Source organism: Martinezella tropici (assembly GCF_003287875.1).
Taxonomy (GTDB): domain Bacteria; phylum Pseudomonadota; class Alphaproteobacteria; order Rhizobiales; family Rhizobiaceae; genus Rhizobium; species Rhizobium tropici_C.
The window spans coordinates 15,014-39,174 of sequence record NZ_QMKK01000052.1; the positions used below are offsets into that span (position 1 = coordinate 15,014).

Here is a 24,161-nt window from a genome sequence, read left to right on the forward strand (position 1 = left end):
CATGAAACTTTCTTTCATTTCGAGCACGGCCATTCAAAATGCCATGCGTCAGACAATCCGTCAGACGCAAAATGAGATGACGAGTGCTTCCACGGAAGCAACCACCGGGGTTTATGCCGACATCGGGGTTTCGCTGGGCAGCAGCACATCGCTCAGCGTGAACCTGACACGGGAAGTGTCGCGTATCGATTCCATTCTCAGCAGCAATTCCATTGCAAATCAGCGTATGACCTCATCCCAGACCGCGTTGAGCGATATGGGCAGCCAGGCGCAGAAGCTGATGGATCAGCTGGTGGCCCTGCGCGGCAATACGGATGGAAGCAGTGTGGCGCTGACGCAGTCGACTGCGACTTCCGCCCTTTCGAGCGTTATCGCTTCCGCCAATACCATGGTCAACGGCGAATATCTTTTCGCCGGCACCAATACCGATGTTCAACCGATGACGGATAAGTCGGCCGCGACGAATACCGCAATCCAGACCGCGCTGACGGCCTATATGGCCGCTCAGACCCCGCCCGTAACATCGACAAGCAATCTGACCGGCGCCCAGATGAAGGACTTCATCACCACCAAGGTCGAGCCGATGTTCACCTCCGACGCCAGCTGGGCAAGCTGGTCGAGCGCGTCCGACCAGAATATGACGAGCCGCATCAGCAATTCGGAAGTGGTGGAAACGTCGACGAATTCGAATTCCTCCGGCATTCGCTACCTGGCGCTTGCAACCAGCGTCACCAATGCACTGATGAGCACGACGCCGGCCCTGAGTTCGGATGCGCTGAATGCGGTGACCGATCAGGCCATCAGCTACTCGCGCCAGGCGGTCGACGGATTGAACAGCCAGGCAAGCCAGCTCGGTCTGTCGCAGTCGCGCCTGTCGGATGCGAACACGACGCTGAATGCCCAGAAGACCATTCTCAATACCAGCCTGGGCGATCTGACGGGGGTCGATCCCTATGAGGCTTCGACCAAGGTCAACAGCCTCGAGACCCAGCTCGAGACCGCTTACACCATTGTTTCAAAGATCCAGCAGCTCAGTCTTGTAAATTACCTTTGATGATCAAAGGGAAGGAATGACCAGGAAGGATGCGTGAATGTATCAGTTCTCATATGCGGAAGTCATGCAGGATGCGGTGGCCGACGCCAAGGAAAGAGAACGACAAGTTCTGGACCGGTCGATAGCTCTCCTCTCCGCGGCCCGTGATGCGGAGAAATACGGCCGCGAGGCGATCGAGGCGCTCTTCTATACGCGGCGCGTATGGGTGAGCTTCGTGGAGGACCTCAAAAGTCCGGAGAACCAGCTCAATGTCGAACTGCGTGCCAACCTCATCTCGATCGCCATCTGGATTTTGAAGGAGTGCGATCGAATCCAGCGGCGCCAGTCGAAAAATTATCAAGGCATCATCGATGTCACCACCATCATCAGGGATGGACTTAAATGAAAAGTACGCTTCGCATATCGCTCAAAGCCGGGGAAAAGATCTTTATCAACGGGGCCGTCCTGCGCGTCGATCGCAAGGTCGCGCTGGAATTCCTGAATGATGTGACATTCCTGCTTGAGAACCACGTCCTCCAGCCTGAAGACGCGACGACGCCCTTGCGTCAGCTCTATTTCATCGCGCAGATGATCCTCATCAATCCGGAGGGCAAGGATCAGTCGACGACGATGTTCCGCAAGTCGATCGTCATGCTGCTTTCGTGCTTCCACAACGAGGAGGTGCTGGCCGAGCTGAAGCGTATCGATGGCCTCGTCGCCACCGGCCGAGCTTTCGACGCGTTGAAGGCGATCCGCGGCCTCTACCCGATCGAGGACAATATTCTGAACAATCAGGAAATGCCGGCGGCGACGATCGAGCATATCCGTCGGGAGATCGCTCCATGGCAGCGGTAGACGCCGTCAACAGCAGCACGGACAGCTCTTCCACAGCCACGAAAAATGCTGCTGCCGCATCGGCGAGCGCCAACCTGAACTACAACGATTTCCTGCAGCTTCTCATCGCGCAGATGAAGAACCAGGACCCGACTAGTCCAATGGATGCCAGTCAGCAGATTTCGCAGCTGGCGAGCTTCTCCCAGGTCGAGCAGCAGATCCAGACGAATTCGCATCTGGAAACCGTGTTGCAGAACCAATGGATCTCGCAGGCGTCCGATTACATCGGCAAGCAGATTATGAGCGCCGATGGCAAGACCACAGGGACGATCAAGGAAGTAACCGTCTATTCGGACGGTATCATCGCGCAGACCAACGCCGGTGACAAGATCCTGATCCAGGCCGGCGTGACGATCGCTCCGGCAGGCACGACCATTGATGTGCCGGCCTCGTCAAGCGATACTAGCAGTAGCGATTCGTCTGGCACGGATTCGACCAGCGGCTCATGAGGAGCCGCTGAACCGGGAGTGAAATCATGAATGAAGCCGATGCATTGGATATCTTCCAGGCGGCGATCTGGACGGTGCTGGTGGCTTCCGGTCCGGCTGTCGTCGCCGCCATGGTCGTCGGTCTGGTCATCGCGCTGATCCAGGCACTCACCCAGGTGCAGGAAGCGACCTTGACCTTCGTGCCGAAGATCGTCGCCGTCATGGTCACGATCGGCATCTCGGCGCCATTCGTCGGCGCACAGATTTCGATCTTCACCAATCTCGTCTTCTCGCGCATCCAGTCGGGCTTCTAGCGAGAGAAGGTCCGAAGGCCGCAGCGGCCTTCGGATACGGGCATCGATGGCCATAGGCCATGCTCGCGCAAGCTTCGGCTTCTAAAGCTCGGTTCCAATAGGGCAGGCGGGTCAGCCGTTTGCCTCCTCTCATGAAGAGACGGAACCGGTCGATGGCACAACCACCCGCAATAGCACTCCCCAAAGCCAATCCCAGCATTCGCGATATCGGCTTCGCGCTCGGCATCATGGTGATCCTGTGCGTGCTGTTCCTGCCGATCCCGCCTTTTCTGATCGACCTCGGCCTGGCTTTCTCGATCGCTTTTTCGGTGCTGATCCTCATGGTGGCGCTGTGGATCAAGAAGCCGCTGGAATTCTCTTCGTTTCCGACGATCCTGCTGATCGCCACCATGACGCGCCTGTCGCTGAACATCGCGACCACGCGCGTCATCCTTTCGCATGGCTATGAAGGGCATAATGCCGCCGGCGGCGTCATCGCGGGCTTTTCCAGTCTGGTGATGTCGGGCGATTTCGTCATCGGTCTGATCGTCTTCCTGATCCTCATCACCATCAATTTCATCGTCATCACGAAGGGCGCGACGCGTATCGCAGAAGTCGGCGCCCGCTTCACGCTCGATGCCATCCCCGGCAAGCAGATGGCGATCGACGCGGATCTTTCGGCCGGCCTGATCGATGAAAAGGAAGCGCAGCGCCGCCGTCGCGAGCTGGAAGAGGAAAGCTCCTTCTTCGGCGCGATGGACGGTGCCTCCAAATTCGTGCGCGGCGACGCGGTTGCCGGTCTTCTGATCACCTGCATTAACGTCTTCGGCGGCATCATCATCGGCTATTTCCGCCACAGCATGCCGATCGGCCAGGCTGCGGACGTTTTCGTCAAGCTCTCCGTCGGTGACGGTCTGGTGTCGCAGATGCCGGCGCTCATCGTCTCTCTCGCCGCCGGCCTACTTGTTTCGCGCGGCGGTACGGCCGGTTCGACCGACCAGGCCGTCGTCAATCAGCTGAGCGGCTATCCGCGCGCGCTCGCCGTCTCGGCGGTTCTCATGGGCATCCTGGCCATCATGCCCGGCATGCCCTTCCTTCCCTTCGTTTTCCTTGGCGGCCTGATGGCCGCCGGCGCCTGGTTCATCCCGCGCCAGATCGAGGCCGAAAACAAACTTCGCCGCGATGCCGAAGAGCAGAAGGTGATGCAGACGAAGGAAATGGAAAAGGATTCGGTCAAGTCGGTTCTAAAGACCGCCGAGATCGAGCTCGCCCTCGGCAAGATCGTTTCCACCCGCCTGCTCGGCGCCCATCAGGAGCTTGCCTTCCGTGTCGGCAAGATGCGCAAGAAGTTCGCGACGCAATACGGCTTCGTCGTGCCTGAAATCAAGGTGATCGACGACATGGCGATCGCCGACAAATCGTATCAGATCCGCATCCACGGCACGACCATCGCCTCCAACATGCTGCGTGTCGGCGAAGTGCTCGTCGTCACCGGCTCGGGCCGCAAGCCGACCGTGCCGGGGGATGAGATTCGCGAGCCCGCCTTCGGCATGCCCGCCGTTTCCGTTCTCGAAGCCTTCACCGATGATCTGAAGCGCGAGGGCTTCCAGCCGATCGACAATGTCTCCGTCGTGCTCACCCATATGAGCGAGGTCATCCGCAACAACCTGCCGGCATTGCTGTCCTATAAGGACGTCAAGATCCTGATCGAGCGTCTCGATCCAGAATATAAGAAGCTCGCCGACGAGATCTGCTCGTCACACATGTCCTATTCCGGCCTGCAGGCGGTGTTGAAGCTGCTGCTCGCCGAGCGTGTCTCGATCCGCAACCTGCATCTCATCCTTGAAGCGGTTGCCGAACTCGCCCCGCATGTGCGGAAGACGGAACAGATCGTCGAACATGTGCGTGTCCGCATGGCGCAGCAGCTTTGCGGCGACCTTGCCGACAACGGCGTGCTGCGCGTGCTGCGTCTCGGCAGCAAATGGGACCTGATCTTCCATCAGGCGCTGAAGCGCGATCAGAAGGGCGAAATCGTCGAATTCGACATCGATCCGCGCAGCCTGGAGGAATTCAGCGAACAGGCGGGCAAAGTTATCCGTGAATACATGGATCGCGGTATGCCCTTCGTTCTTGTCACGTCGCCGGAAACGCGCTCCTATGTGCGCATGATCATCGAACGCCTGTTCGCGACCCTTCCGGTCCTGTCGCATGTGGAACTGGCCAAGGGGATCGAGATCAAGATTCTAGGTTCGATTTCATGATAACAGACCCGCAGGGGACCATTCTGGCGCTGTTCGTCGCCTTCTGCCGCATCGGCGGCTGCATGATGGTCCTCCCGGGATTTTCATCGGGCCGTATCCCTCCGCAGATCAGGCTGCTCCTTTCCGCGGCCCTGTCGATGGCGATTTTGCCGTTGCTCTGGAACACGATCTATCCTCAGGTGTCGAAGGGCGACGCGAGCTTCATCGGCCTCATCTTCACCGAAACGGTCATCGGATTGATGTACGGCATGATGGCCCGGATCTATACGCTGGGCCTGCAATTCGCCGGCGTGAGCATATCGATGCTGATCGGCTTCAACGCACCGGGCGGCGCCGATATCGTCGAGGAGTCAAGCGAGACGTCGCTCACGAGCCTCATCAGCTTTTGCGGGCTGATGATGCTCTTCATCCTCGATTTTCATCACTATATCCTGCAGGCGCTGGTCGATTCCTATTCCGTCGTTCCTCTGGGAGGTCATATCGAGCCGCGTGCCGCTTTGATCTCGATTACGGATACGCTGGAAACCACCTTCTTCATCATGCTGCGGCTGGTGAGCCCCTTCCTTCTCTATGGCCTGATGTTCCAGATTTCGATCGGCTTCATCAACAAGCTGGCACCGCAGATCCCGATCTATTTCATCTCCACGCCGTATCTGCTGATGGGAGGGCTGTTCATGCTCTACCTCAGCATCGCGGCATTGATCAGTCAGTTTTCTGGTGCATTTCTCACGGTCTTCAATGGGCATTAGCCGGCGGATAGGTAGACGATGGCGGAGAAAAACCGGTCTGAAAAACTGAAGCGCCTGGTCGCAGTGCAGCGCCATCTGGAGCGGATAGCGGAAAACGAGCTGGCTGATACGACCCGCCAGCGCGCGGAGGTCACCGAATCGATGGAGCGGGTCATGACGGCGATCGGTTCCATCGATCCCGTGCACATGGCGTTCTCAATCCATTATGCCGAGCGCTACGGCCGCCTGATGATCCGGGATCAGCAGCTGGAAAGCATTCAAACCCTCATTCAGATGAAGGTCCAGCAGGAGCGCACCAAGGCCGACCGGCTCGAAGAGCACATGAAGGATGCCCGCGAGCTCGAAGTGCGGGAGGCCGACGACAATGCGGTCTACGACATCATCGATCAACGCTTCGCCGACGTAACGCCAGCCTCCAGCAAGGTTCAAAAACCATAATCGCCGCGATCATGGAACAGGATGTGCATCGTTCGGTTGCCGGCCTGTTCTGAAGTTTTGATTCGTTGCCCTGATTCGATTGCCGCACTGCGCGGCTTCCGGGTGCGCGATAGCAGAAGGAGACGTGACGTGGCTATTTCGCCTCCGAGTGATTTGGTCCTCGATGTCGTCAAGGCCGCCAATCCGGCCGATGTCGAGGCTGCGCAGGCAAAGCTTGCCGCCAACCGGGCCGCCTTCGCCGCCACCAGCCTCGCCGAGAACGGCAACGGCTTCGGTGCGACGGTGGATGCGATGAACAGCGCGGCCACCCAGGCAGGTCTCGCCAATGCCAACACGCATGTGGCCGGGACGAAGGTGCCGCAGCCCTATCGCAAGTTCGAAGCCATGGTGCTGCAGAATTTCGTGAAGAACATGCTGCCGAGCAGCGAGACGCTCTATGGCAAGGGTTCGGCCGGCGAGATCTGGAAAGGCATGATGGCCGAGCAGCTGGGCAATACGCTCGCCAAGAACGGCGGCGTTGGTATTGCAGAAAAGATGTATCAGGAACAAGTCGACAAGATGCGCAACACCGGCGCCATCCATGCCGCGACCGATGAAAACGACAAGAAAATGGCTCTGAGCGCGGTTGCCGATTTTCAGCGCAAGACGCTCGCCGCCGCGGATGCCGATAATGACGGCAATGCCAGCATCACCAATCAGAATAATTTGACGTCCCAGAAAGCATGAGCGAGGTAACAAACATGGAAATGATGTCGCAGGACTATCGGATCAAGTCTGTCCTTGGCCGCCTGGAGATGATTATCGACAATGAGAACAATCGGATCGGCACCGACCCGGAATTCGATCTCAAGGTATCGAACGCTCACAAGAGCCGTTGCCTCTACGAATTGTCGATGCTGTTTCGCGATACCGATCCGGCCGATCTTGCCGCCGCTCATATCGGGCAGCTGCACGATCTGAAGAAGAAGCTGGTTCTGAACGCCCGCCGGGTCGAGGCTCACCTCGAGGCCGTGCGCGCCGTCGCCGACATTCTGAAGAATGCCGTGCAGAACGCCGATGCGGACGGCACCTATTCGCAGGAGCAATTCCGCGTCCGTGAGGCCGGATGATCAAGCTCGCTCTCACCGGCCTGTGGGTCTGCGCCGTGACATTGGCCTCGGTCTATTTTTCGGTGCAGGTGGCGACAGCGCCCGCAATCAGTCCTGACGACGCCAAGAAGGCGCAGCAGGAACTGATCAAGGGCGAATCGATCAATGTCCCTGTCATCGCCAATGGCCAGGTGACCGGCTATTTTCTGACGCGCATCTCCTTCATGATGGAGAAGGGCAAGGCAAACGCGCTGCAGATACCCCTGCCGGAGCTGACGACGGATGAGCTCTTCACGCTGCTGATCGGCAACAAGGTGATCGATATCGCGCACACGCAGAATTTCGACGTCGCCGCCTTCCGCAGCGACCTGAAGAAGCGGATGAACGAGCGGCTCGGCGGCGATTATGTCGCCGACGTGCTGATCGAACAGCTCGATTATCTTTCCAAGGAAGAAACCCATGGCGGGGAGAGCATCGGCAAGAAAACGGTCAAGCCCGTCAAGATCGTGCAGGATGCGGCGAAGGATAAGGTGCCGGTAGAGTAAATGTGTCCTGGCTCGGCGGGGCACCGCTCCATTCCAGGGCTGCAAAGCCGGGCTCCAGCCGACGATACATTAATGAATCCTTGATGGTTTCCGATAAATCCCACGTTCCATCCTAACGGAACATTGGATTTATCTGGCTATAAACACCTCCCAGTGACGCCTCGTAGTCGCAGCACCGATGAACGGTTGGGGCGCATGAGCCTTGTTATTCTCGGCATCATGCGCATGTGCGGTCTCGGGCAGGAGGTTGTTGGATTGAACCAGGTTGCCGATTTTGCCGTCGTAGCATCCCGCCGCATGATTTTCGATCTGCCGGTCTGCGATCTCGATTGGGATAATGCCCTGACCTTCGTCAATGAGCTCGCTTCCCTGCCGGTCGGCCAGACCTCGATCTCCTTCGTCAACGCCCATAATATGCTCGTCATGCTGCGCGATGACAGCTATCGCAATGTTCTCGAGCAAAATCTGGTGCTTCCCGATGGTGTCGGCCTCGATATCGCCTCGCGCGTCGCCCATGGCGAGCCATTCCCGGCGAACTTGAACGGCACGGATTTCGTGCCTGCGCTTTTGACCTTCATGGAGCGGACGAAGCGGATAGGCCTGCTGGGCGGCAAGCGCTCGGTCGTCGAAAACGCGGCTGAAAAATTTCGCCGCCACGCGCCGTGGCACGAGTACATCGTCGTTTCCGACGGTTTCTTCGATCCAGCGAGAAGCAGCGCCGTTGCCGCGGAAATAGGCCGGCAGAAGATCGATGTGCTGATCGTCGGCATGGGAACGCCTTTGCAGGAAAAATGGGTCGCCGAGCATGTCGGGCCGCAGCATGCGCGATTGGTGTTGACCGTCGGCGCCCTGTTCGATTTCATTTCCGGAACCGTGCCGCGGGCCCCCAGGCTCGTGCGCGCGCTACGCAGCGAGTGGTTGTTCCGCTTGGCTCTCGAACCGGGCAGGCTGTGGCGGCGCTATATTCTAGGCATTCCGCTTTTCCTCTATCAGGTCGTCAGGCATCAATTCGGCCGCAGGGAGCGTGTCCTTCGCGCAGAACCGCTGCAGCTGCCGCAGCGGCGCATCGCCGCCCCGGATAAATTGGCAAGTTAGAGCAATCTCAGAAAAAATGCCGAGCGCTCGCCTATTCGCGGACGCGGCGTTAACTCTTTCTTTGGCATGAAAGTTTAGAGTGGGTTAACCATTGCATTGGTCTCCGACCATGTGCGCGAGATAGCCCGCCATGTTTGAAAGCAAAGCCAGGCCCGGATTCTACCGAGACGATGCGGAAACCTTCGAGGTATCGCGCGGATCGGGCCGGCACGTTTCTCCTCTTCGGGGCGACGATAGCTTGCGCCGTGCAGCCCATCTGCAAGCGGCTAATTCCGACGATCCGCGCGATACGGAGCTGCGCGCCATCCTGCGCAGGGCGCTGGATGGCGATCCTTATCCGATCTCGGGACGAAGGGGATCGATGGATGCGGGGTCGCCGGAACATCGGCCTGCCGGGTACCCCCAAAGCATTCCGCCGTTCCGCCGCGCGGAGCCCGAACAAATGCGGGAGCCAGCATCGGAGCCCGTGCCAGATCTGCTGGAATTCGTGCCCGACCTGCTCGAAGGCATGCCGGAACTCTCTCCGCAGACTGCGATCCGCGATCTGGCCGAGCATAGGCCGGGCATCGGTCGCTGGTCTCTCGGTATCCGCTCTCTCGGTTTCATCGTTGCTACCGCCTTGGCGGGCGCGGCTGTCCCGACGCTGCTCGCACCGCCGCCGCTCTATATGTCGCAGGCCGTCCTGCATGCGGAAGGCGAGGGCAGCGGCCGCCGGACGTTGCTGGACGTCGCAGCGAAACGTGCTGTCGCACCGTCCGTGCTGTCCGATGTCGTCGCCAGGATGAAGCTCGATCGCGATCCGGAATTTACCGGCAGCCGGGCGGGTGCTCTCGGCATTGCCGTCGAGCTCCTCTCCGGCAACGGCAACGCATCCGATGCACCCTCGCGCGCTCAGGCGGCTCTCCGCAAGGGTATCGCTGTCGGCATCGATGGTGAGACGGGTTTGCTGCGCTTGACCGTGACCAGCGGCGATCCCGCCAGATCGGCCGATATTGCCAATCGCCTCGCTGTCGCCACCCTCTATGATGCCGCCGTCGCAAAGGCCGCTGGCACGTCGCTCGAGGTCGAGACGGCAGCCGATCGCAGCCGCAAGGAATTCGATCGCGCATCGGCGGCCCTGGCCGAGTTCAAGACGCATTATGGCGAGGACAAGATCGCGGCGGCGTTGGCGCTCCAGCAGCAGCGTCAGCAGTTGGATGGCGAAATAAAGGCAGCCGGGCTGGCCTTGCGCGCGGCCAAATCTCGCCTTGCATCGGTCAAGTCGGCCACGCCGGCCTCCGTGCTGAGTGGCGCCTTGTCGGGCGATGTCGCATCCGCCGGACTCGACGATCTGCGCAGCCGCTATAGTGCCGCCAAGACCCAGCTTTCACAGCTTTCGACGCAGCTTGGTCCACGCCATCCCCGCTTGCTTGCGCAGCAGGCGACGGTCGATGATCTTGCCGCCGACATCCGCAGCCAACTGCAGCGGCTCGTCGTCAGCAGCGACGCCGATGTGAAGGCGGCCCTCGAAAAGCAGACGGCTCTTTCGGCTGAGATGACGGGCCTCAGCCAGAAGAGCATCGATGTCGACGTCATGCGCCTTGCGCAATTGCAGGATGCCGTGGCCGTCGCGCAGAGCCGCTATGAGGCCGATCAGCAGAATGCCGCTCTGTCGGTGCCGGAAGCCAAACAGCCGCTGACGCTGATCTCGCACGCCGTCGCATCGGCTCTCCCGCTGGATGATCATCTCGCGAGCAATCAGGCAATCGGTTTCCTGGCCGCCCTCGGCATGGCACTTGGCGCGGTGTTCCTGCGCAAGTGGCTGAGCGGTGCCGAAGCCGCGGAAGGCCATGTGGCTGACGATAGCGTCATGCCAGCCCTTCCTTCTTTCCATCAGGATAGCGACACATCGCTTCCGCCTTTGCCCGCTATCGCGGCTGAGCCGCTGCCGGCTACCCCCGAAATCGCAGGCCGGCTCGACGTTGCGGACGAGTGGGGCCGCATTCAGCAGGAACTTGCATCCCTGCGTGCCAAGGTCGAAACCTACGCGGTGCGCAGGAATCAGGACCGCGGCTGATCGCCCATCGTTTTCCCTTGCAATTACCGCTTTCAGACACCATAGGGCGTTAGCAGGCAATTATGCCGGGCCGATGGTCTGTAGATTGCCAGCGAATTCATGATCGGGAGACGAGCGTGACGACAGTGATCGACGGGAAACAAGCGGCCGCTTCGGTGATCGAAGCCGTGAAGGCTGCGGCGGCTGGGCTTGAAGCGGAGGCCGGTGTGAAGACCGGGCTTGCCGTCGTCATCGTCGGCGACGATCCGGCCAGCCACGCCTATGTGAACTCCAAGAGCAAGATGGCGAGGGAATGCGGCTTCAAGTCCATCCAGCACACCCTGCCGGCCGAGACGACGCAGGAAGCGCTTGCCGCCCTGGTGGCCTCGCTGAATGACGATCCCTCCATCCACGGCATTCTCGTGCAGCTGCCGCTGCCGAAGCATCTTGATTCGGATGACATCATTCAGTCGATCCGGCCGGAGAAGGATGTCGATGGCCTGCATGTCGTCAATGCCGGCAAGCTGGCGACCGGTGATCTCGAAACCGGGCTGATCTCGTGCACGCCGGCCGGCGCCATGCTGCTGGTGCGTTCAATCCACGGCGAGGACCTGTCGGGTCTCAATGCCGTCGTCGTCGGCCGCTCCAACCTGTTCGGCAAGCCGATGGCGCAATTGCTGCTCAATGCGAATGCCACTGTTACGACGGCGCATTCGCGCACCAAGGATCTGGCCTCGGTGGCAAGAGGTGCCGATATTCTGGTGGCGGCTGTCGGCCGTCCGGAGATGGTCAAGGCTGACTGGATCAAGCCCGGCGCCACCGTCATCGATGTCGGCATCAACCGGATCGCGGCCCCTGAGCGGGGCGAGGGCAAGAGCCGGCTGGTGGGGGATGTCGCCTATGGTGAAGCATCCGAAGTCGCTGCCGCCATCACGCCGGTTCCGGGCGGTGTCGGCCCCATGACGATCGCGATGCTGATGGCCAATACCGTCATCGCTGCCCATCGCGCCGCGGGTCAGAAGCCGCCAAAGTTTTAAAGCAAGCCGCGCAAAGTGTGCCGCGGTTTGCGATAACGACCACGGCGCGAATCTGAAAGATCGCGACGCACTTGAAGCCAGGTATCAGTCGGTCGGCGCAACGCCGGTCGAGGCGCGCACGATCAGTTCGGCCTTCCACAATTCCTGCGCCGGAAACGTCTCCGTATGCTTGATCTCGCCGATCAGCCGTTCGGCTATGCGCACGCCTGCCGCGCGCAGCGACGAGCGGGTCGTCGTCAGCGGCACGGTGAAGCTTTCCGGCTTCAAAAGCGTCAGCACGTCGTCATGGGCGATGATCGAAATATCCTCACCCAGCTTGAGCCTCGCCTGATTGATGGCGCGAACGGCGCCGAGCGCCAGAACGGTACTGGAGCAGAGCACCGCAGTCGGACGCCTTTCCTTTTCCATCTGCAGGATGCGCTCCATGGCGAGCAGGCCCTGTTCGTCGGTCATCGGTGTGTGGCTGGTGCAGGCCTCGTCGAGCATAAGGCCGCGCTCTGCAAGGGCAGCTTCCATACCGTTTTTCCGGCGAATGGCGAAATCAAAATAGATCGGGCCGTTCAACAGGGCGAAGCGCCGATGTCCAAGCTGCAGCAACAGTTTCGTGGCGTCGTAGAAGGCGGCTTCATTGTCGAGGTCGAGAAAGGGATAGTCCGGCTCGGAGCCGATCGAGCGTCCGTGCACGAGAAAAGGCATGGACAGCGTCTTCAGCATTTCCAGACGTGGATCGTGGCCGCGCATGTAATTGACGAAGAGCGCGTCGACATTGCCGCTGGCCGCCAGCCGTCGCAACGCGCCGACTTCGTCATTCGGATCCGCAGGCGTCAGCACGAAATGGAAGTCGTGCCGCAGGGCCTCCTCGCCGAGACCGGTCAGGAACTCTGAGAAATGCACGTCCGAGGAGTTGCCGGGCGATGTCGGCATGACCAAGCCGATCGAGCCCGCCTTGCCGGTCGCAAGTCTTTGCGCTGCCTTATTGGGCCGATAGCCGGTTTCCCGAACCGCTTTGAGAACACGCTCGCGAGTCTCGCGATTAACCTCCGGATATCCGTTCAATGCCCGGCTTACTGTCGTCTGCGACAGCCCGAGCATTTGCGATAGCTGCTTGAGATTCACGAATTTCGGCTCCTCCAATTCCCGACTGCTCAGTTGCCAGCACACCTCCCGAATATCGCTGGCATCCAAAGCGCTTTTAATATGTAGCAGGCGATGCGTTCGAGACAAGATAAATAGCAAAATATCACTGCCTATTTTATGCTGCAACGCGAGATAGTCTGTGAATATTAGCCGAAATTTGAAAAGAGCTTGACTTTTCCCTGCGCTCAATGGATGAGAGGTAGCCAAAGCGCTTTGAGGAATGGGCGCGATGGCACAAATTGTGCCTCGGCTCATGGGTTTCGTTATTTGGGAGGACAACCGCATGAAAAAGATGTTTTTGATGACCGTCGCTCTAGCCGCCTTGGCGGCCGGTACCGCGATGGCGGCCGATCTGAAGTTCCAGCCCGGCCAGGACTCCAAGTTCAACTGGAAAAGCTACGACGAGTTCAAATCGGCGCATGCCGACCTGAGGGGCGAGACTCTGACCATCTTCGGCCCCTGGCGCGGCGAAGACGAAGCTCTCTTCACGAGCGTCCTCAACTACTTCACCGAAGCGACCGGCGTGAATGCCAAGTATTCGTCCTCGGAAAATTACGAGCAGCAGATCGTCATCGACACGCAGGCCGGTTCGCCGCCGAACGTCGCTATCCTCCCGCAGCCAGGCCTTCTCGCCAATCTTGCCAGCAAGGGTTATCTGACACCACTCGGCGATGATCTCGCGAGCTGGGTCAAGACGAACTACGGCGCCGGCGACAGCTGGGTCGGCTACGGCACCTATAAGGGCAAGGACGGCAAGGATGCCTTCTATGCCTTCCCTTACAAGGCCGACCTGAAGTCATTGGTCTGGTATGTGCCGGAGAACTTCGAAGAAGCCGGTTACAAGGTTCCGACGACGATGGAGGACCTGCTCAAGCTTTCCGACCAGATCGTCAAGGATGGCGGCACGCCCTGGTGCATCGGCCTCGGTTCTGGCGGTGCGACCGGCTGGCCGGCGACCGACTGGGTCGAAGACCTGATGCTGCGCATGAACACGCCGCAGGACTATGATCATTGGGTCGACAATACGTTGAAGTTCAACGATCCGAAGGTCGTCTCGGTGGTCGAGGAGTTCGGGAAGTTCGCCAAGAACGCGAAATATGTCGCCGGTGGCGTCGCGGCCGTCGCCTCGACGGACTTCCGCGACAGCCCGAAGGGCCTCTTCACCGTCCCGCCGAAGTGCTACATGCACAAGCAGGCATCCTTCATCCCATCCTTCTTCCCGGAAGGCACCAAGCTTGGCCAGGATGCGGACTTCTTCTACTTCCCGCCCTTCGCCGCGCATCCTGAACTCGGCAAGCCGGTTCTCGGCGCTGGCACGCTGGCGGCCATCACCAAGGATTCGAAGGCTGCCCGTGCCTTCATCCAGTTCCTGCAGACGCCGATCGCCCAGGAGGTCTGGATGGCGCAGTCCGGCTTCCTGACGCCATACAAGGCCGTCAATACCGCAGCTTATGCCAACGACACGCTGCGCAAGGAAGGCGAGACCCTGACCTCGGCGACCACCTTCCGCTTCGACGGTTCCGACTTGATGCCGGGCAAGATCGGCGCCGGTTCGTTCTGGACCGGCATGGTGGACTTCGTCGGCGGCAAGTCCGCTCAGGATGTTACCGACGGGGTTCAGAAGTCCTGGGATGCCATCAAGTAAGACATCATAGTCCAGCGCCGCCGGTCAAAGCCGGCGGCGCCAAATAATATCCAACGGCGCGCCCTTATGCGCGGCCGATGCCGGGCTGGTGGACTCAAGCAGGTAAATTCGGGGAGGGAATGGATGTTTTCGCAGATCGTATCGGCGATTGGCGCCATGATATTCGGCGTTGCCATTTGCGCCGCTTATTTCTGGTTCTCCAACAAGCTCTTGGACTTGATCTTTCCGGCAAGGGAGGGAGACGACGTCCATCAGGCAGCCGTCAACCTTCGACGCCGCGGTCTGATCCGCCCCTGGCTGTTTTTAGGCCCGGCGTTGTTCCTGCTGGTCGTCTATCTCGTCTATCCTGTCGTGGCGACCTTCATCCTGTCCTTCTATGGACCGGACGGCAATAAGTTCGTCGGCGGTGCCAATTACCTGTGGGCGCTCAACGACACCGAATTCCGCCAGTCGATTTTCAACAACATCCTCTGGCTCGCCGTCGTGCCGGCCGCCTGCACCTTCTTCGGCCTGGTCATCGCCGTCATGACCGACCGCATCTGGTGGGGCAATATCGCCAAGGCGGTCATCTTCATGCCAATGGCGATTTCCTTCGTCGGCGCCTCGGTCATCTGGAAATTCATCTACGAATATCGCGGCGGCACCGATACGCAGATCGGTCTTCTGAACGCCGTCGTCCAGCTTTTCGGCGGTACGCCGGAAGTCTGGATCACCATTCCGTTCTGGAACAATTTCTTCCTGATGGTGATGCTGATCTGGATTCAGACCGGTTTTGCCATGGTCATCCTCTCGGCTGCATTGCGCGGCATTCCCGAAGAAACCATCGAAGCCGCCGTCATCGACGGCGCCAATGGCTGGCAGATCTTCTGGAAGATCATGGTGCCGCAGGTCTGGGGCACGATCGCCACCGTCTGGACCACCATCACCATCCTCGTCCTCAAGGTTTTCGATATCGTTCTCACGATGACCAATGGTCAGTGGAACACGATGGTGCTTGCCAACCTGATGTTCAATTGGATGTTCCGCGGCGGCGGCGACAGCGGCCGAAGCGCCGTCATCGCGCTCGTCCTCATGGTTGCGGTCACGCCGATCATGATCTGGAACATCCGCCGCGCAAACGCTGAGACGAAGGGGCGCTGACATGGTTGGAAATCTCGGTCGTATCGGTCCCGCCCGCATCTTCGTTCATGCCGCGGTGCTGCTCATCGTCATCATCTGGCTTTTGCCGACGCTCGGCATCTTCGTGACCGCACTGCGCGACAGGGACCAGATCGTCGCGTCCGGTTGGTGGACGGCGTTTGCCGGCTCCTCGCGCACGACGGCCGCACGTCTCGACGGTCCGGACAAGGCAAAGCCGGACGGCGCGAATTTCGTCATCGCAGGTAGGCTCAATGTGGAAGGCGGCGGCAAGATCCAGTCCTTCGGTCTGCGCGTGCAGGAGCCGGCAGCCTACAAGGCTGGCTCGCCTGCTCAACTGGAGAACGGCGAAACGCTGACCATCGATGCCGACGGCAGCTACCGCTATCAGAAGAGTGGCCCGTTTGAAGCCGATGCGCGCGCCAAGCGGGTCTACTTGACCGTTGCCACACCGCCGCAATTCACGCTCGACAACTATCGCAACGTGCTCGGCGGCGAGGGTATCGGCCAGTCCTTCATCAATTCGCTGACGGTGACGATCCCCGCGACCGTCATCCCGATCCTGATCGCCGCCTTCGCCGCCTATGCGCTTGCCTGGATGGAGTTTCCGGGCCGCGCGATCCTGATCGCGCTCGTCGTCGGCCTCATCGTCGTGCCGCTGCAGATGTCGCTGATCCCGCTTTTGCGCATCTATAACGAAATCGGCCAATTGTTCGGCGTGCCGTCGAAGACCTATCCCGGCATTTGGCTGGCGCATACGGCCTTCGGTCTGCCGCTCGCCATCTATCTCCTGCGCAATTACATTGCCGGCCTGCCGAAGGAGATCATCGAATCCGCCCGCGTCGACGGCGCAAGCGATTTCGATATCTTCGTCAAGATCATCCTGCCGCTGTCCTTCCCGGCGCTGGCCTCCTTCGCGATCTTCCAGTTCCTCTGGGTCTGGAACGACCTTCTGATCGCCATGGTGTTCCTCGGCACCGATAAGGACCACCTGGTCCTGACCGCCGCCCTCAACGCGCTGCTCGGCTCGCGCGGCGGCAACTGGGAAATCCTGACGGCGTCGGCCTTCGTCACAATCCTTATTCCGCTCCTCGTCTTCTTCGGTTTGCAGCGCTATCTCGTGCGCGGCCTGCTCGCCGGGTCGGTGAAGGGGGGCTGATCCAAAACACAGACTCACACAGGACCCATTCAGCATGAGCATTGCTCCTCAATCGGCTTCGGAAGTTGACAAGGACTGGTGGCGCGGCGCCGTGATCTATCAGATCTATCCGCGTTCCTATCAGGACTCCAACGGCGACGGCATCGGCGATCTCAAGGGCATCGCCGTCCGTCTGCCGCATGTTGCGGCGCTCGGTGTCGATGCGATCTGGATTTCGCCGTTCTTCACCTCGCCGATGCGCGATTTCGGCTATGACGTCTCCGATTACGAGGACGTCGATCCGATCTTCGGCTCGCTCGCCGATTTCGATGCGATGGTGACGGAAGCCCATCGTCTCGGCATCAAGGTGATGATCGATCTGGTGCTGTCGCACAGCTCGGATCGTCATCCGTGGTTTGTCGAAAGCCGTTCGAGCAAGAATAATCCCAAGGCTGACTGGTATGTCTGGGCCGATGCCAAGCCGGATGGCACGCCACCCAGCAACTGGCTGTCGATCTTCGGCGGCTCAGCCTGGGCGTGGGATCCGACCCGCATGCAATACTACCTGCACAACTTCCTGACCTCGCAGCCGGATATGAACCTGCATAATCCCGAAGTGCAGGAGCGCTTGCTGGATGTCGTGCGTTTCTGGCTCGACCGCGGCGTCGATGGCTTCCGCCTCGATACGATCAACTTCTACTTCCACGACAAGGAGCTGCGCGACAACCCGGCGCTGGAGCCCGCGCGCCGCAACGCCTCTACTGCGCCGGCGGTCAATCCCTATAATTTCCAGGAGCATCTCTACGACAAGAACCGTCCCGAGAACCTGGAATTCCTGAAGCGCTTCCGCGCGGTGCTTGACGAATATCCGGCGATTGCCGCCGTCGGCGAAGTGGGCGACAGCCAGCGCGGTCTCGAGATCGTCGGCGAATACACCTCCGGCGGCGACAAGATGCACATGTGCTACGCCTTCGAATTCCTCGCGCCGGACGCCCTGTCGCCGGATCGCGTCGAAGAAGTCATGAAGGATTTCGCCGCCGCCGCTCCCGAAGGCTGGGCCTGCTGGGCCTTCTCCAATCATGATGTCGTGCGCCATGTCAGCCGCTGGGGCAATCTGGTCGCCGACCGCGATGCCTTCGCCAAGCTTTATGCGGCGCTGCTGCTGACGCTGCGCGGTTCGGTCTGCCTCTATCAGGGCGAGGAACTGGCGCTCACGGAAGCCGATCTCGCCTATCAGGATCTGCAGGATCCCTACGGCATCCAGTTCTGGCCGGAGTTCAAGGGCCGCGATGGCTGCCGCACGCCGATGGTCTGGGACAGCCAGGTTACGCAGGGCGGCTTTTCCACCGTCAAGCCCTGGCTGCCGGTGCCGGTCGAACACATCCTGCGCGCTGTCAGCGTCCAGCAGGGTGACGAGACTTCGGTGTTGGAGCAGTACCGCCGCTTCCTCGCCTTTCGCAAACAGCATCCGGCCTTCGCCAAGGGCGAGATCGCGTTTTCGGAGCCGCAGGGCGACGTACTCATCTACAGCCGCGCTTACGCTGGCGAGACCATTCTTTGTGCCTTCAACATGAGCCCGGTCGAAGCGATGGTGGTCCTGCCTGATGGGAACTGGCAGGCGTTGACGGGACACGGCTTCGCCAGCAACAACTACGGCAACAAGATCGATATTCCGGCCTGGGGCGCTTACTTCGCGCATCTTGCCTGACCTTTGGGAGGAGGGAGCATAATGACGGGACTTGTTCTGAAGGATATCAAGAAATCCTACGGCAGCGTGCATGTGCTGCACGGCATCGATCTGGAGATCAACGAGGGCGAATTCATCGTCTTCGTCGGTCCGTCCGGCTGCGGCAAATCCACCTTGCTGCGCATGATCGCCGGGCTGGAGAGCATCACCTCGGGCGACATGATGATTGCCGGGCAGAAGGTGAACGAGGTACCGCCGTCACGGCGCGGCATCGCCATGGTCTTCCAGTCCTACGCGCTCTACCCGCATATGACGGTCTACGACAACATGGCCTTCGGCATGCGCATTGCCGGCGAAAGCAAGCAGGAGATCGACCGCCGCGTGCGTGCTGCCGCAGCAAGTCTGCAGCTCACCCAATATCTGGAACGCCTGCCCAAGGCGCTTTCGGGTGGTCAGCGGCAGCGTGTCGCCATTGGCCGCGCCATCTGCCGCAACCCCAAGGTCTTCCTCTTCGACGAACCGCTGTCGAATCTCGATGCCGCCCTGCGCGTCGCGACCCGCATCGAGATTGCCAAACTCAGCGATTCCATGCCCGAGACGACGATGATCTACGTCACCCACGACCAGGTGGAAGCCATGACGCTTGCCGACCGTATCGTCGTGCTGTCAGCCGGCCGCGTGGAACAGGTCGGAGCTCCCCTCGAACTCTACGAGCGCCCGGCCAACCTGTTCGTCGCCAAGTTCATCGGCTCGCCGGCCATGAACATCATCCCCGCTACTGTGACCGAAACCGGTGCGACGACGACCGTGACGCTGACCGGCGGCAAGTCGGTGACGCTCGACGTGCCGACGGCAGCCTCCGAAAAAGGCAGGACTGCGAGCTTCGGCGTGCGCCCGGAAGATCTTCGTCTTGCGACCGGTGACGACTATCTCTTCGAAGGCGAGGTCTCCATCGTCGAGGCGCTTGGCGAAGTGACGCAGCTCTATATCGAAGGCCTGGTCGATGGCGAGCCGATCATCGTGAAAATTCCCGGTATCGCCGATATCCACCGCGGCCAGAAGATGCGCTTTGCCGCCGACCGGCAGAAGCTGCATCTCTTCGATGCCGAGGGCCATTCCTATCGCAAGTAGGCGCTCATGGGACGACGCCGGCTCAAGCTGGAGCGTTTCCGCTTCTCTTCGAATCGCGGAAACGCTACGGCCTTTGTTTCTACGCGATTCCGGACGGAAAACCGCTCTGCACTTTTCCTGAAATTGCATCTCAGATGCACAACAAAATTCAACTTGGGCTGGCGCGTTCAAACCTTCTGTTAAATACCAGCTGGTAGTCTCCCCATCATAATATACTTCAGGGATCTACCAAGATGGCCGCGTTCGGCAGAACTAATTCAGGTCAGCATTTTCTCAACAAAGAAGAATCCTTCATGTATGACCGCGAAGTGCGGTTCCGCATGGAAGACACGATGAACGCGGCGCGGCTCGAATACACCGAAAAGGGCGTGATGAACCTTGCGTCCCGTCGATGCGATATTATCCGCATCTCGCAGAGCAGCGCGGTGCTTGCGATCCTGACGCAGTATAATCTGCCGAAGCAATTCTATCTGGACATTCCCGACGCCCGCATCTCGAAGATCGGTTGCGTCCTCATGAAGGTATTCCCCAACAATACGGTGGAAGTCCGTTTCCTGCGGCTCCTCACGGAGAAGGAAATGAACAAGATCTTCGTCTACAGTACGCATCCCGCCCACAAGAACCGCGTGCTCGACATCAGGGCCTGATCAGCGACCATAGGAAGCAGGCCAGCCCGATCCATACGGCTGACGGATCAGATTTCCGTCCGCCATTTCCGTAGGGCATCCTCAAGATACGCAATCAGCGGCAGCCTGCCGTTTTCCTGCAGCCATTTGTTGACCGAGAGGCGGAGCGGGCTCACTGCGATCATTGAAACCAGCTGCAGGCCGTCGCGATCCCTCGTCGGAAACAATTCGCACAGGGCTTGATAGGCGATTTGTTCGAGCTGCAGCGAGTTACCCCGTGAGCGGGCGCGCAGGGTTTCGCTTTGCCGCAAAAGCCTGGCCGTCTCAAGAAGCCGAGGTGCTTCTGCCTCGAGGCGGGCCGCAAGTCCCAGCGTTGCCTGATGGACAACCTCGAGCGGTCGCCCGGCTGACGCATTCTCCATGATGCTAGTCCGTAGCGCGTCCATATAACGGCGCTGGTGTGCCAGAAGAATATCGTCCTTGCTTTTGAAGTAATAAAAGAAGGTCCGGCGGGAAATGCCGGCCGCTGCCGCAATCTCCTCGATCGTGGTTTCCTGATAGCCTTTCGCCAGAAAGGATTTCATTCCGACGTCCGCTATGCGTTGAAAGGTCAGGCGGCGCTTGCATTCGCGCAGGCCTTCCGGCTTTGAGGGTGCATCTTGCATCCCATCATTTTGGCATGAGTCGCAATGCCACTCAAATTATCGGCACGCCCCGCGACACCATTCTCGTACTCTCAATTTCTGGTGAAAGATTCATTCGCTTCGCTCGTAGATTGCCGCAAAGTAGCCAACATTAATTTTTACACCAAGTGCGATATTTAATGCTGATGCTGAATGTTCATAACCGGGTGCAGGAGCACAAACATCAATGCCAGCCAATGCAATCTCAAATCACGATGGAAGTAAGACCTATGATCCATATGCCGCCGAAAGCCATCGGAGGCGCGATATTTGCTCGATGGCTCTGCTGTTGAGCGTGCTCGGGGGCTGCGCCGCCGCGCCGCTGGATCGGGCGGGATCCCTGCGGTCCTATGACGGCCTGACCCGATCGGACGGGCTGGTCGCGCACTCGCTTCTTCGGGTAAGCAGGGACGACGTTCTTGCGGCGAAGACCGTGAAGATCATTCCCACAGCCTTTTCGATGCGCGCCGAAAGCGCGGCCTTTACACCTAAACAGCGCGATCTCGTCACCAATGCCGTTAACAGGGCGCTTTGCTCCGGATTGAGCGAACGCTTCGTCGTCGTCGGTCTGTCCGAGCCGGCGGATCTGACCATTCGCGCCGTCGTGACACAGGTCAGGGCAACCAATGCGACCGCCGTCGGCGTCTCGAAAGCTGCCTCCGTGGGCAAGAGCGTATTGCTGCCGGGTGTACCCGTGCCCGTTCCCCGCATTCCGATCGGCATGGGCAGCCTCTCGCTCGAGGCGGAAGCTTTCAACCCCCAGGGCGTGCAGAAGGCAGTCATGATTTGGGGGCGTGGTGCAAACGCATTCTTTGATTCAGGCACCGTCGCCAGGGAAGGGGATGCCTATAGCCTGGCCGCGAAATTCGGCGGCGATTTCAGCAAGATGCTGGTCAAGGGCAAGACGCCGTTCGGAGCGACGCCCTCCTTCCCATCCAGAGCAAAACTGGCAGCCCTCGTCGGCCGCGCACCCAAATATGAGGCCTGCAAGGCATTCGGGAGGTCCCCTGGCGTGACGGGCTTCGTCGGAGCACGCCTCGGCCTTCCGCCGGCCTGGACGGACAAGGCTCCGGCGAATCCGGAAACAACGGCATCGAAGGCTCCTTGATCAGCTTTCGATGCCGTCCTGCCGAAATCCGGCGGACGATCTCAGTGGCGGAACAGGACGCTCGCGCCCTGATCCGCCGGTCCCGCGGCGTGGCGGAACGGCGCGAAGAGCTCTCGGCCCATGCCGAATTCATTCTCCGAAAGATCGGCTACGACCGGCTCGCGCTCCGCCATGTCGGCGGCATCGACCAGTACTTCCAGCGTGCCGGCGATCGCATCGATGCGGATGATGTCGCCTTCCCGGATGCGGGCAATCGGACCGCCGTCGACGGCCTCCGGCGTCACATGAATGGCGGCCGGGACCTTGCCCGATGCACCCGACATGCGGCCGTCGGTCAAGAGCGCTACGCGGAAGCCGCGATCCTGCAGCACGCCGAGCGCCGGCGTCAGCTTGTGCAGCTCAGGCATACCGTTGGCTTTCGGTCCCTGGAAGCGGACGACGGCAACGAAATCGCGGTTCAGCTTGCCATCCTTGAAGGCCTGCTGCATCTCGAGCTGGTCGTGGAAGATAACGGCCGGCGCTTCGATGATGTGGCGTTCCGGCTTGACGGCGGAAATCTTGATGACCGCCTTGCCGATATTGCCGCGCAGCATCTTCAGGCCGCCATTGCTCTGGAAGGGCTTGTCGATGCTTGCCAGGACCTTCGGGTCGTGGCTTTTATCCGGGGCAGGCTCGCGCACCACATTGCCGTCGGCGCCGAGCTTGACGTCGATGGAGTAGCTATCGAGGCCCTGGCCGTAGACGGTGCGCACGTCGTCATGCAGCAACCCCTTCTTCAGGAGTTCCTTGATGAGGAAGCCCATGCCGCCGGCGGCATGGAAATGGTTCACGTCGGCAAGCCCGTTCGGATAGACGCGGGCAAGCAGCGGAATGATGTCGGAAAGCTCGGAAATATCCTGCCAGGTTAGCACGATGCCCGCCGCACGCGCCATGGCGACGATATGCATCGTGTGGTTTGTCGAGCCGCCGGTCGCATGCAGACCGACGACGCCGTTGACGATCGAACGCTCGTCGATCATCTCGCCGGCCGGCGTGAACTCATTGCCCATGGCGGTGATTGCGAGCGCGCGCTTGGTCGCCTCGCGCGTCAGGGCTTCGCGCAGCGGCGTGCCGGGGTTGACGAAGGAGGCACCCGGCATATGGAAGCCCATGATCTCCATCAGCATCTGGTTCGAATTCGCCGTGCCGTAGAAAGTGCAGGTGCCGGGACCGTGATAGGACTTCGATTCCGCCTCCAGCAGTTCGGCGCGGCCGACCTTGCCTTCGGCATAGAGCTGGCGCACGCGCGACTTCTCGTCGTTGGGCAGGCCCGAGGTCATCGGTCCGGCTGGGATGAAGACGGCAGGGAGATGGCCGAAGGAGAGGGCGGCGATGACGAGGCCGGGCACGATCTTGTCGCAGACGCCGAGGAAGACGGCCGCATCGAACATATTGTGCGACAGGCCGACGGCGGCCGACATGGCAATCAGATCGCGCGAGAAGAGCGAGAGTTCCATGCCTGGCTGGCCCTGCGTGACGCCGTCGCACATGGCTGGCACGCCGCCGGCAACCTGGGCGATGCCGCCCGCTTCGGCCGCCGCCTCGCGGATGATCGCAGGATAGGTCTCGAACGGCTGATGCGCCGAGAGCATGTCGTTGTAGGAGGTGATGATCCCGAGATTGGGCACCTGGTCTCCCGCCAGTGCGTCCTTCTCGGAGGGGGAACAGATGGCGAAGCCATGCGCAAGGTTGGCACAGCCAAGCACGGAGCGTTGCGCTCCTTTGCTTGCGGCGCTGCGCAGGCGGTCCAGATAGCGCTCGCGCGTCGGCTTTGAGCGCTCGACGATACGTGCGGTAATCGCTGATATGCGGGCGTCAGCGGCCATGGTCGATCTGCCTCCGTCTGTTCTGCGCGATGCCCGTGAGATCTGTTTCGGTAAAGGGCGCGGCGCGGGATCCAAAAGTCAATGCTCTGCCGCTGCACCCGCAAGGGC

Annotated in this window: 24 protein-coding genes; 21 read left to right on the forward strand and 3 right to left on the reverse strand. The window is 60.2% G+C overall.

Annotated features, from left to right (window positions below):
- The first annotated feature begins 1 nt into the window (after position 1).
- The 14 genes from DQ393_RS24540 to folD all read left to right on the forward strand — a co-directional run bounded on the left by DQ393_RS24540 (position 2) and on the right by folD (position 11,896).
- Entirely contained in the window at positions 2–1,054 is a 1,053-nt protein-coding gene (locus DQ393_RS24540) for a flagellar hook-associated family protein (protein WP_112344307.1), read from the forward strand.
- Between the two features lie 37 nt (positions 1,055–1,091).
- Entirely contained in the window at positions 1,092–1,439 is a 348-nt protein-coding gene (flaF, locus tag DQ393_RS24545) for a flagellar biosynthesis regulator FlaF (protein ID WP_112344308.1), read from the forward strand.
- The gene (gene flbT / locus DQ393_RS24550) at positions 1,436–1,888 is read left to right on the forward strand and encodes a flagellar biosynthesis repressor FlbT (protein WP_112344309.1); all 453 of its coding nucleotides are present in this window, start codon (positions 1,436–1,438) and stop codon (positions 1,886–1,888) included. The genes flaF and flbT overlap by 4 nt, the downstream gene beginning before the upstream one ends.
- Positions 1,876–2,376 (forward strand): flagellar hook assembly protein FlgD, encoded by a 501-nt coding sequence (gene flgD, locus DQ393_RS24555; protein ID WP_112344310.1) that lies wholly within the window; start codon positions 1,876–1,878, stop codon positions 2,374–2,376. The genes flbT and flgD overlap by 13 nt, the downstream gene beginning before the upstream one ends.
- Before the next feature lie 26 nt (positions 2,377–2,402).
- Positions 2,403–2,669 (forward strand): flagellar biosynthesis protein FliQ, encoded by a 267-nt coding sequence (gene fliQ, locus DQ393_RS24560; RefSeq protein ID WP_075855152.1) that lies wholly within the window; start codon positions 2,403–2,405, stop codon positions 2,667–2,669.
- Between the two features lie 152 nt (positions 2,670–2,821).
- Positions 2,822–4,909, forward strand: a complete 2,088-nt coding sequence (gene flhA, locus DQ393_RS24565; RefSeq protein ID WP_112344311.1) for a flagellar biosynthesis protein FlhA — start codon at positions 2,822–2,824, stop codon at positions 4,907–4,909.
- Positions 4,906–5,658 (forward strand): flagellar biosynthetic protein FliR, encoded by a 753-nt coding sequence (gene fliR / locus DQ393_RS24570; RefSeq protein ID WP_112344312.1) that lies wholly within the window; start codon positions 4,906–4,908, stop codon positions 5,656–5,658. Before flhA ends, fliR begins: the two co-directional genes overlap by 4 nt.
- Positions 5,659–5,676: 18 nt before the next feature.
- The gene (locus DQ393_RS24575) at positions 5,677–6,096 is read left to right on the forward strand and encodes a hypothetical protein (RefSeq protein ID WP_112344313.1); all 420 of its coding nucleotides are present in this window, start codon (positions 5,677–5,679) and stop codon (positions 6,094–6,096) included.
- A gap of 129 nt (positions 6,097–6,225) precedes the next feature.
- Positions 6,226–6,822, forward strand: coding sequence for a rod-binding protein (locus tag DQ393_RS24580; protein WP_112344314.1), 597 nt, complete (start codon positions 6,226–6,228; stop codon positions 6,820–6,822).
- 14 nt (positions 6,823–6,836) lie between these two features.
- The gene (locus tag DQ393_RS24585; protein WP_112344315.1) at positions 6,837–7,205 is read left to right on the forward strand and encodes a hypothetical protein; all 369 of its coding nucleotides are present in this window, start codon (positions 6,837–6,839) and stop codon (positions 7,203–7,205) included.
- The gene (locus tag DQ393_RS24590) at positions 7,202–7,729 is read left to right on the forward strand and encodes a hypothetical protein (RefSeq protein WP_112344316.1); all 528 of its coding nucleotides are present in this window, start codon (positions 7,202–7,204) and stop codon (positions 7,727–7,729) included. The genes DQ393_RS24585 and DQ393_RS24590 overlap by 4 nt, the downstream gene beginning before the upstream one ends.
- A 255-nt stretch (positions 7,730–7,984) precedes the next feature.
- The gene (locus tag DQ393_RS24595) at positions 7,985–8,824 is read left to right on the forward strand and encodes a WecB/TagA/CpsF family glycosyltransferase (protein WP_112344405.1); all 840 of its coding nucleotides are present in this window, start codon (positions 7,985–7,987) and stop codon (positions 8,822–8,824) included.
- A gap of 130 nt (positions 8,825–8,954) precedes the next feature.
- Positions 8,955–10,880 carry a GumC family protein gene (locus DQ393_RS24600; RefSeq protein ID WP_112344317.1) on the forward strand — a complete coding sequence of 642 codons (1,926 nt, stop codon included), beginning with the start codon at positions 8,955–8,957 and terminating at the stop codon, positions 10,878–10,880.
- Between the two features lie 116 nt (positions 10,881–10,996).
- The gene (folD, locus tag DQ393_RS24605) at positions 10,997–11,896 is read left to right on the forward strand and encodes a bifunctional methylenetetrahydrofolate dehydrogenase/methenyltetrahydrofolate cyclohydrolase FolD (RefSeq protein ID WP_112344318.1); all 900 of its coding nucleotides are present in this window, start codon (positions 10,997–10,999) and stop codon (positions 11,894–11,896) included.
- Between the two features lie 84 nt (positions 11,897–11,980).
- On the opposite strand, the gene DQ393_RS24610 is transcribed toward folD, so the two are convergent.
- Positions 11,981–13,012 carry a substrate-binding domain-containing protein gene (locus DQ393_RS24610; protein WP_112344406.1) on the reverse strand — a complete coding sequence of 344 codons (1,032 nt, stop codon included), beginning with the start codon at positions 13,010–13,012 and terminating at the stop codon, positions 11,981–11,983.
- Positions 13,013–13,316: 304 nt separating this feature from the next.
- Here DQ393_RS24610 and DQ393_RS24615 point away from each other — a divergent pair, with 304 nt between their 5' ends.
- The 6 genes from DQ393_RS24615 (at position 13,317) to DQ393_RS24640 (ending at position 20,418) form a co-directional block, all read left to right on the forward strand.
- Positions 13,317–14,678, forward strand: a complete 1,362-nt coding sequence (locus tag DQ393_RS24615) for an ABC transporter substrate-binding protein (RefSeq protein ID WP_112344407.1) — start codon at positions 13,317–13,319, stop codon at positions 14,676–14,678.
- Positions 14,679–14,801: 123 nt separating this feature from the next.
- Positions 14,802–15,818, forward strand: coding sequence for a carbohydrate ABC transporter permease (locus DQ393_RS24620; protein ID WP_112344319.1), 1,017 nt, complete (start codon positions 14,802–14,804; stop codon positions 15,816–15,818).
- Position 15,819: 1 nt separating this feature from the next.
- A complete protein-coding gene (locus DQ393_RS24625) occupies positions 15,820–16,974 on the forward strand; it encodes a carbohydrate ABC transporter permease (protein WP_112344320.1) in 1,155 nt (384 codons plus the stop codon).
- A gap of 34 nt (positions 16,975–17,008) precedes the next feature.
- Positions 17,009–18,661 carry an alpha-glucosidase gene (locus DQ393_RS24630; RefSeq protein WP_112344321.1) on the forward strand — a complete coding sequence of 551 codons (1,653 nt, stop codon included), beginning with the start codon at positions 17,009–17,011 and terminating at the stop codon, positions 18,659–18,661.
- 21 nt (positions 18,662–18,682) lie between these two features.
- The gene (locus DQ393_RS24635; protein WP_112344322.1) at positions 18,683–19,771 is read left to right on the forward strand and encodes an ABC transporter ATP-binding protein; all 1,089 of its coding nucleotides are present in this window, start codon (positions 18,683–18,685) and stop codon (positions 19,769–19,771) included.
- Positions 19,772–20,064: 293 nt separating this feature from the next.
- Entirely contained in the window at positions 20,065–20,418 is a 354-nt protein-coding gene (locus DQ393_RS24640; protein WP_112344408.1) for a hypothetical protein, read from the forward strand.
- Between the two features lie 47 nt (positions 20,419–20,465).
- Here the strand turns inward: DQ393_RS24640 and DQ393_RS24645 are convergent, their stop codons facing one another.
- Complete coding sequence (locus DQ393_RS24645) at positions 20,466–21,062, reverse strand: TetR/AcrR family transcriptional regulator (RefSeq protein WP_112344323.1); 597 nt, start codon at positions 21,060–21,062, stop codon at positions 20,466–20,468.
- 205 nt (positions 21,063–21,267) lie between these two features.
- Between DQ393_RS24645 and DQ393_RS24650 the strand changes: the two genes are divergently transcribed.
- Positions 21,268–22,188 (forward strand): DUF3313 domain-containing protein, encoded by a 921-nt coding sequence (locus tag DQ393_RS24650; protein WP_112344324.1) that lies wholly within the window; start codon positions 21,268–21,270, stop codon positions 22,186–22,188.
- Between the two features lie 41 nt (positions 22,189–22,229).
- Here DQ393_RS24650 and edd read toward each other — a convergent pair whose 3' ends face one another.
- Positions 22,230–24,053 (reverse strand): phosphogluconate dehydratase, encoded by a 1,824-nt coding sequence (edd, locus tag DQ393_RS24655; RefSeq protein WP_112344325.1) that lies wholly within the window; start codon positions 24,051–24,053, stop codon positions 22,230–22,232.
- Positions 24,054–24,161: the final 108 nt, after the last annotated feature.

What these genes read in the sequence shown, in the direction of transcription:
- DQ393_RS24640 (WP_112344408.1), top strand. Translation starts at nt 20,065, where the DNA reads ATGTATGACCGCGAAGTGCGGTTCCGCATGGAAGACACGATGAACGCG.
- flgD (WP_112344310.1), top strand. Translation starts at nt 1,876, where the DNA reads ATGGCAGCGGTAGACGCCGTCAACAGCAGCACGGACAGCTCTTCCACA.
- flhA (WP_112344311.1), top strand. Translation starts at nt 2,822, where the DNA reads ATGGCACAACCACCCGCAATAGCACTCCCCAAAGCCAATCCCAGCATT.
- flbT (WP_112344309.1), top strand. Translation starts at nt 1,436, where the DNA reads ATGAAAAGTACGCTTCGCATATCGCTCAAAGCCGGGGAAAAGATCTTT.
- DQ393_RS24645 (WP_112344323.1), bottom strand. Translation starts at nt 21,062, where the DNA reads ATGCAAGATGCACCCTCAAAGCCGGAAGGCCTGCGCGAATGCAAGCGC.
- fliQ (WP_075855152.1), top strand. Translation starts at nt 2,403, where the DNA reads ATGAATGAAGCCGATGCATTGGATATCTTCCAGGCGGCGATCTGGACG.
- DQ393_RS24585 (WP_112344315.1), top strand. Translation starts at nt 6,837, where the DNA reads ATGGAAATGATGTCGCAGGACTATCGGATCAAGTCTGTCCTTGGCCGC.
- DQ393_RS24540 (WP_112344307.1), top strand. Translation starts at nt 2, where the DNA reads ATGAAACTTTCTTTCATTTCGAGCACGGCCATTCAAAATGCCATGCGT.
- DQ393_RS24620 (WP_112344319.1), top strand. Translation starts at nt 14,802, where the DNA reads ATGTTTTCGCAGATCGTATCGGCGATTGGCGCCATGATATTCGGCGTT.
- DQ393_RS24575 (WP_112344313.1), top strand. Translation starts at nt 5,677, where the DNA reads ATGGCGGAGAAAAACCGGTCTGAAAAACTGAAGCGCCTGGTCGCAGTG.
- edd (WP_112344325.1), bottom strand. Translation starts at nt 24,053, where the DNA reads ATGGCCGCTGACGCCCGCATATCAGCGATTACCGCACGTATCGTCGAG.
- flaF (WP_112344308.1), top strand. Translation starts at nt 1,092, where the DNA reads ATGTATCAGTTCTCATATGCGGAAGTCATGCAGGATGCGGTGGCCGAC.
- DQ393_RS24625 (WP_112344320.1), top strand. Translation starts at nt 15,820, where the DNA reads ATGGTTGGAAATCTCGGTCGTATCGGTCCCGCCCGCATCTTCGTTCAT.
- DQ393_RS24635 (WP_112344322.1), top strand. Translation starts at nt 18,683, where the DNA reads ATGACGGGACTTGTTCTGAAGGATATCAAGAAATCCTACGGCAGCGTG.
- DQ393_RS24600 (WP_112344317.1), top strand. Translation starts at nt 8,955, where the DNA reads ATGTTTGAAAGCAAAGCCAGGCCCGGATTCTACCGAGACGATGCGGAA.
- DQ393_RS24590 (WP_112344316.1), top strand. Translation starts at nt 7,202, where the DNA reads ATGATCAAGCTCGCTCTCACCGGCCTGTGGGTCTGCGCCGTGACATTG.
- DQ393_RS24650 (WP_112344324.1), top strand. Translation starts at nt 21,268, where the DNA reads ATGCCAGCCAATGCAATCTCAAATCACGATGGAAGTAAGACCTATGAT.
- fliR (WP_112344312.1), top strand. Translation starts at nt 4,906, where the DNA reads ATGATAACAGACCCGCAGGGGACCATTCTGGCGCTGTTCGTCGCCTTC.
- DQ393_RS24615 (WP_112344407.1), top strand. Translation starts at nt 13,317, where the DNA reads ATGAAAAAGATGTTTTTGATGACCGTCGCTCTAGCCGCCTTGGCGGCC.
- DQ393_RS24630 (WP_112344321.1), top strand. Translation starts at nt 17,009, where the DNA reads ATGAGCATTGCTCCTCAATCGGCTTCGGAAGTTGACAAGGACTGGTGG.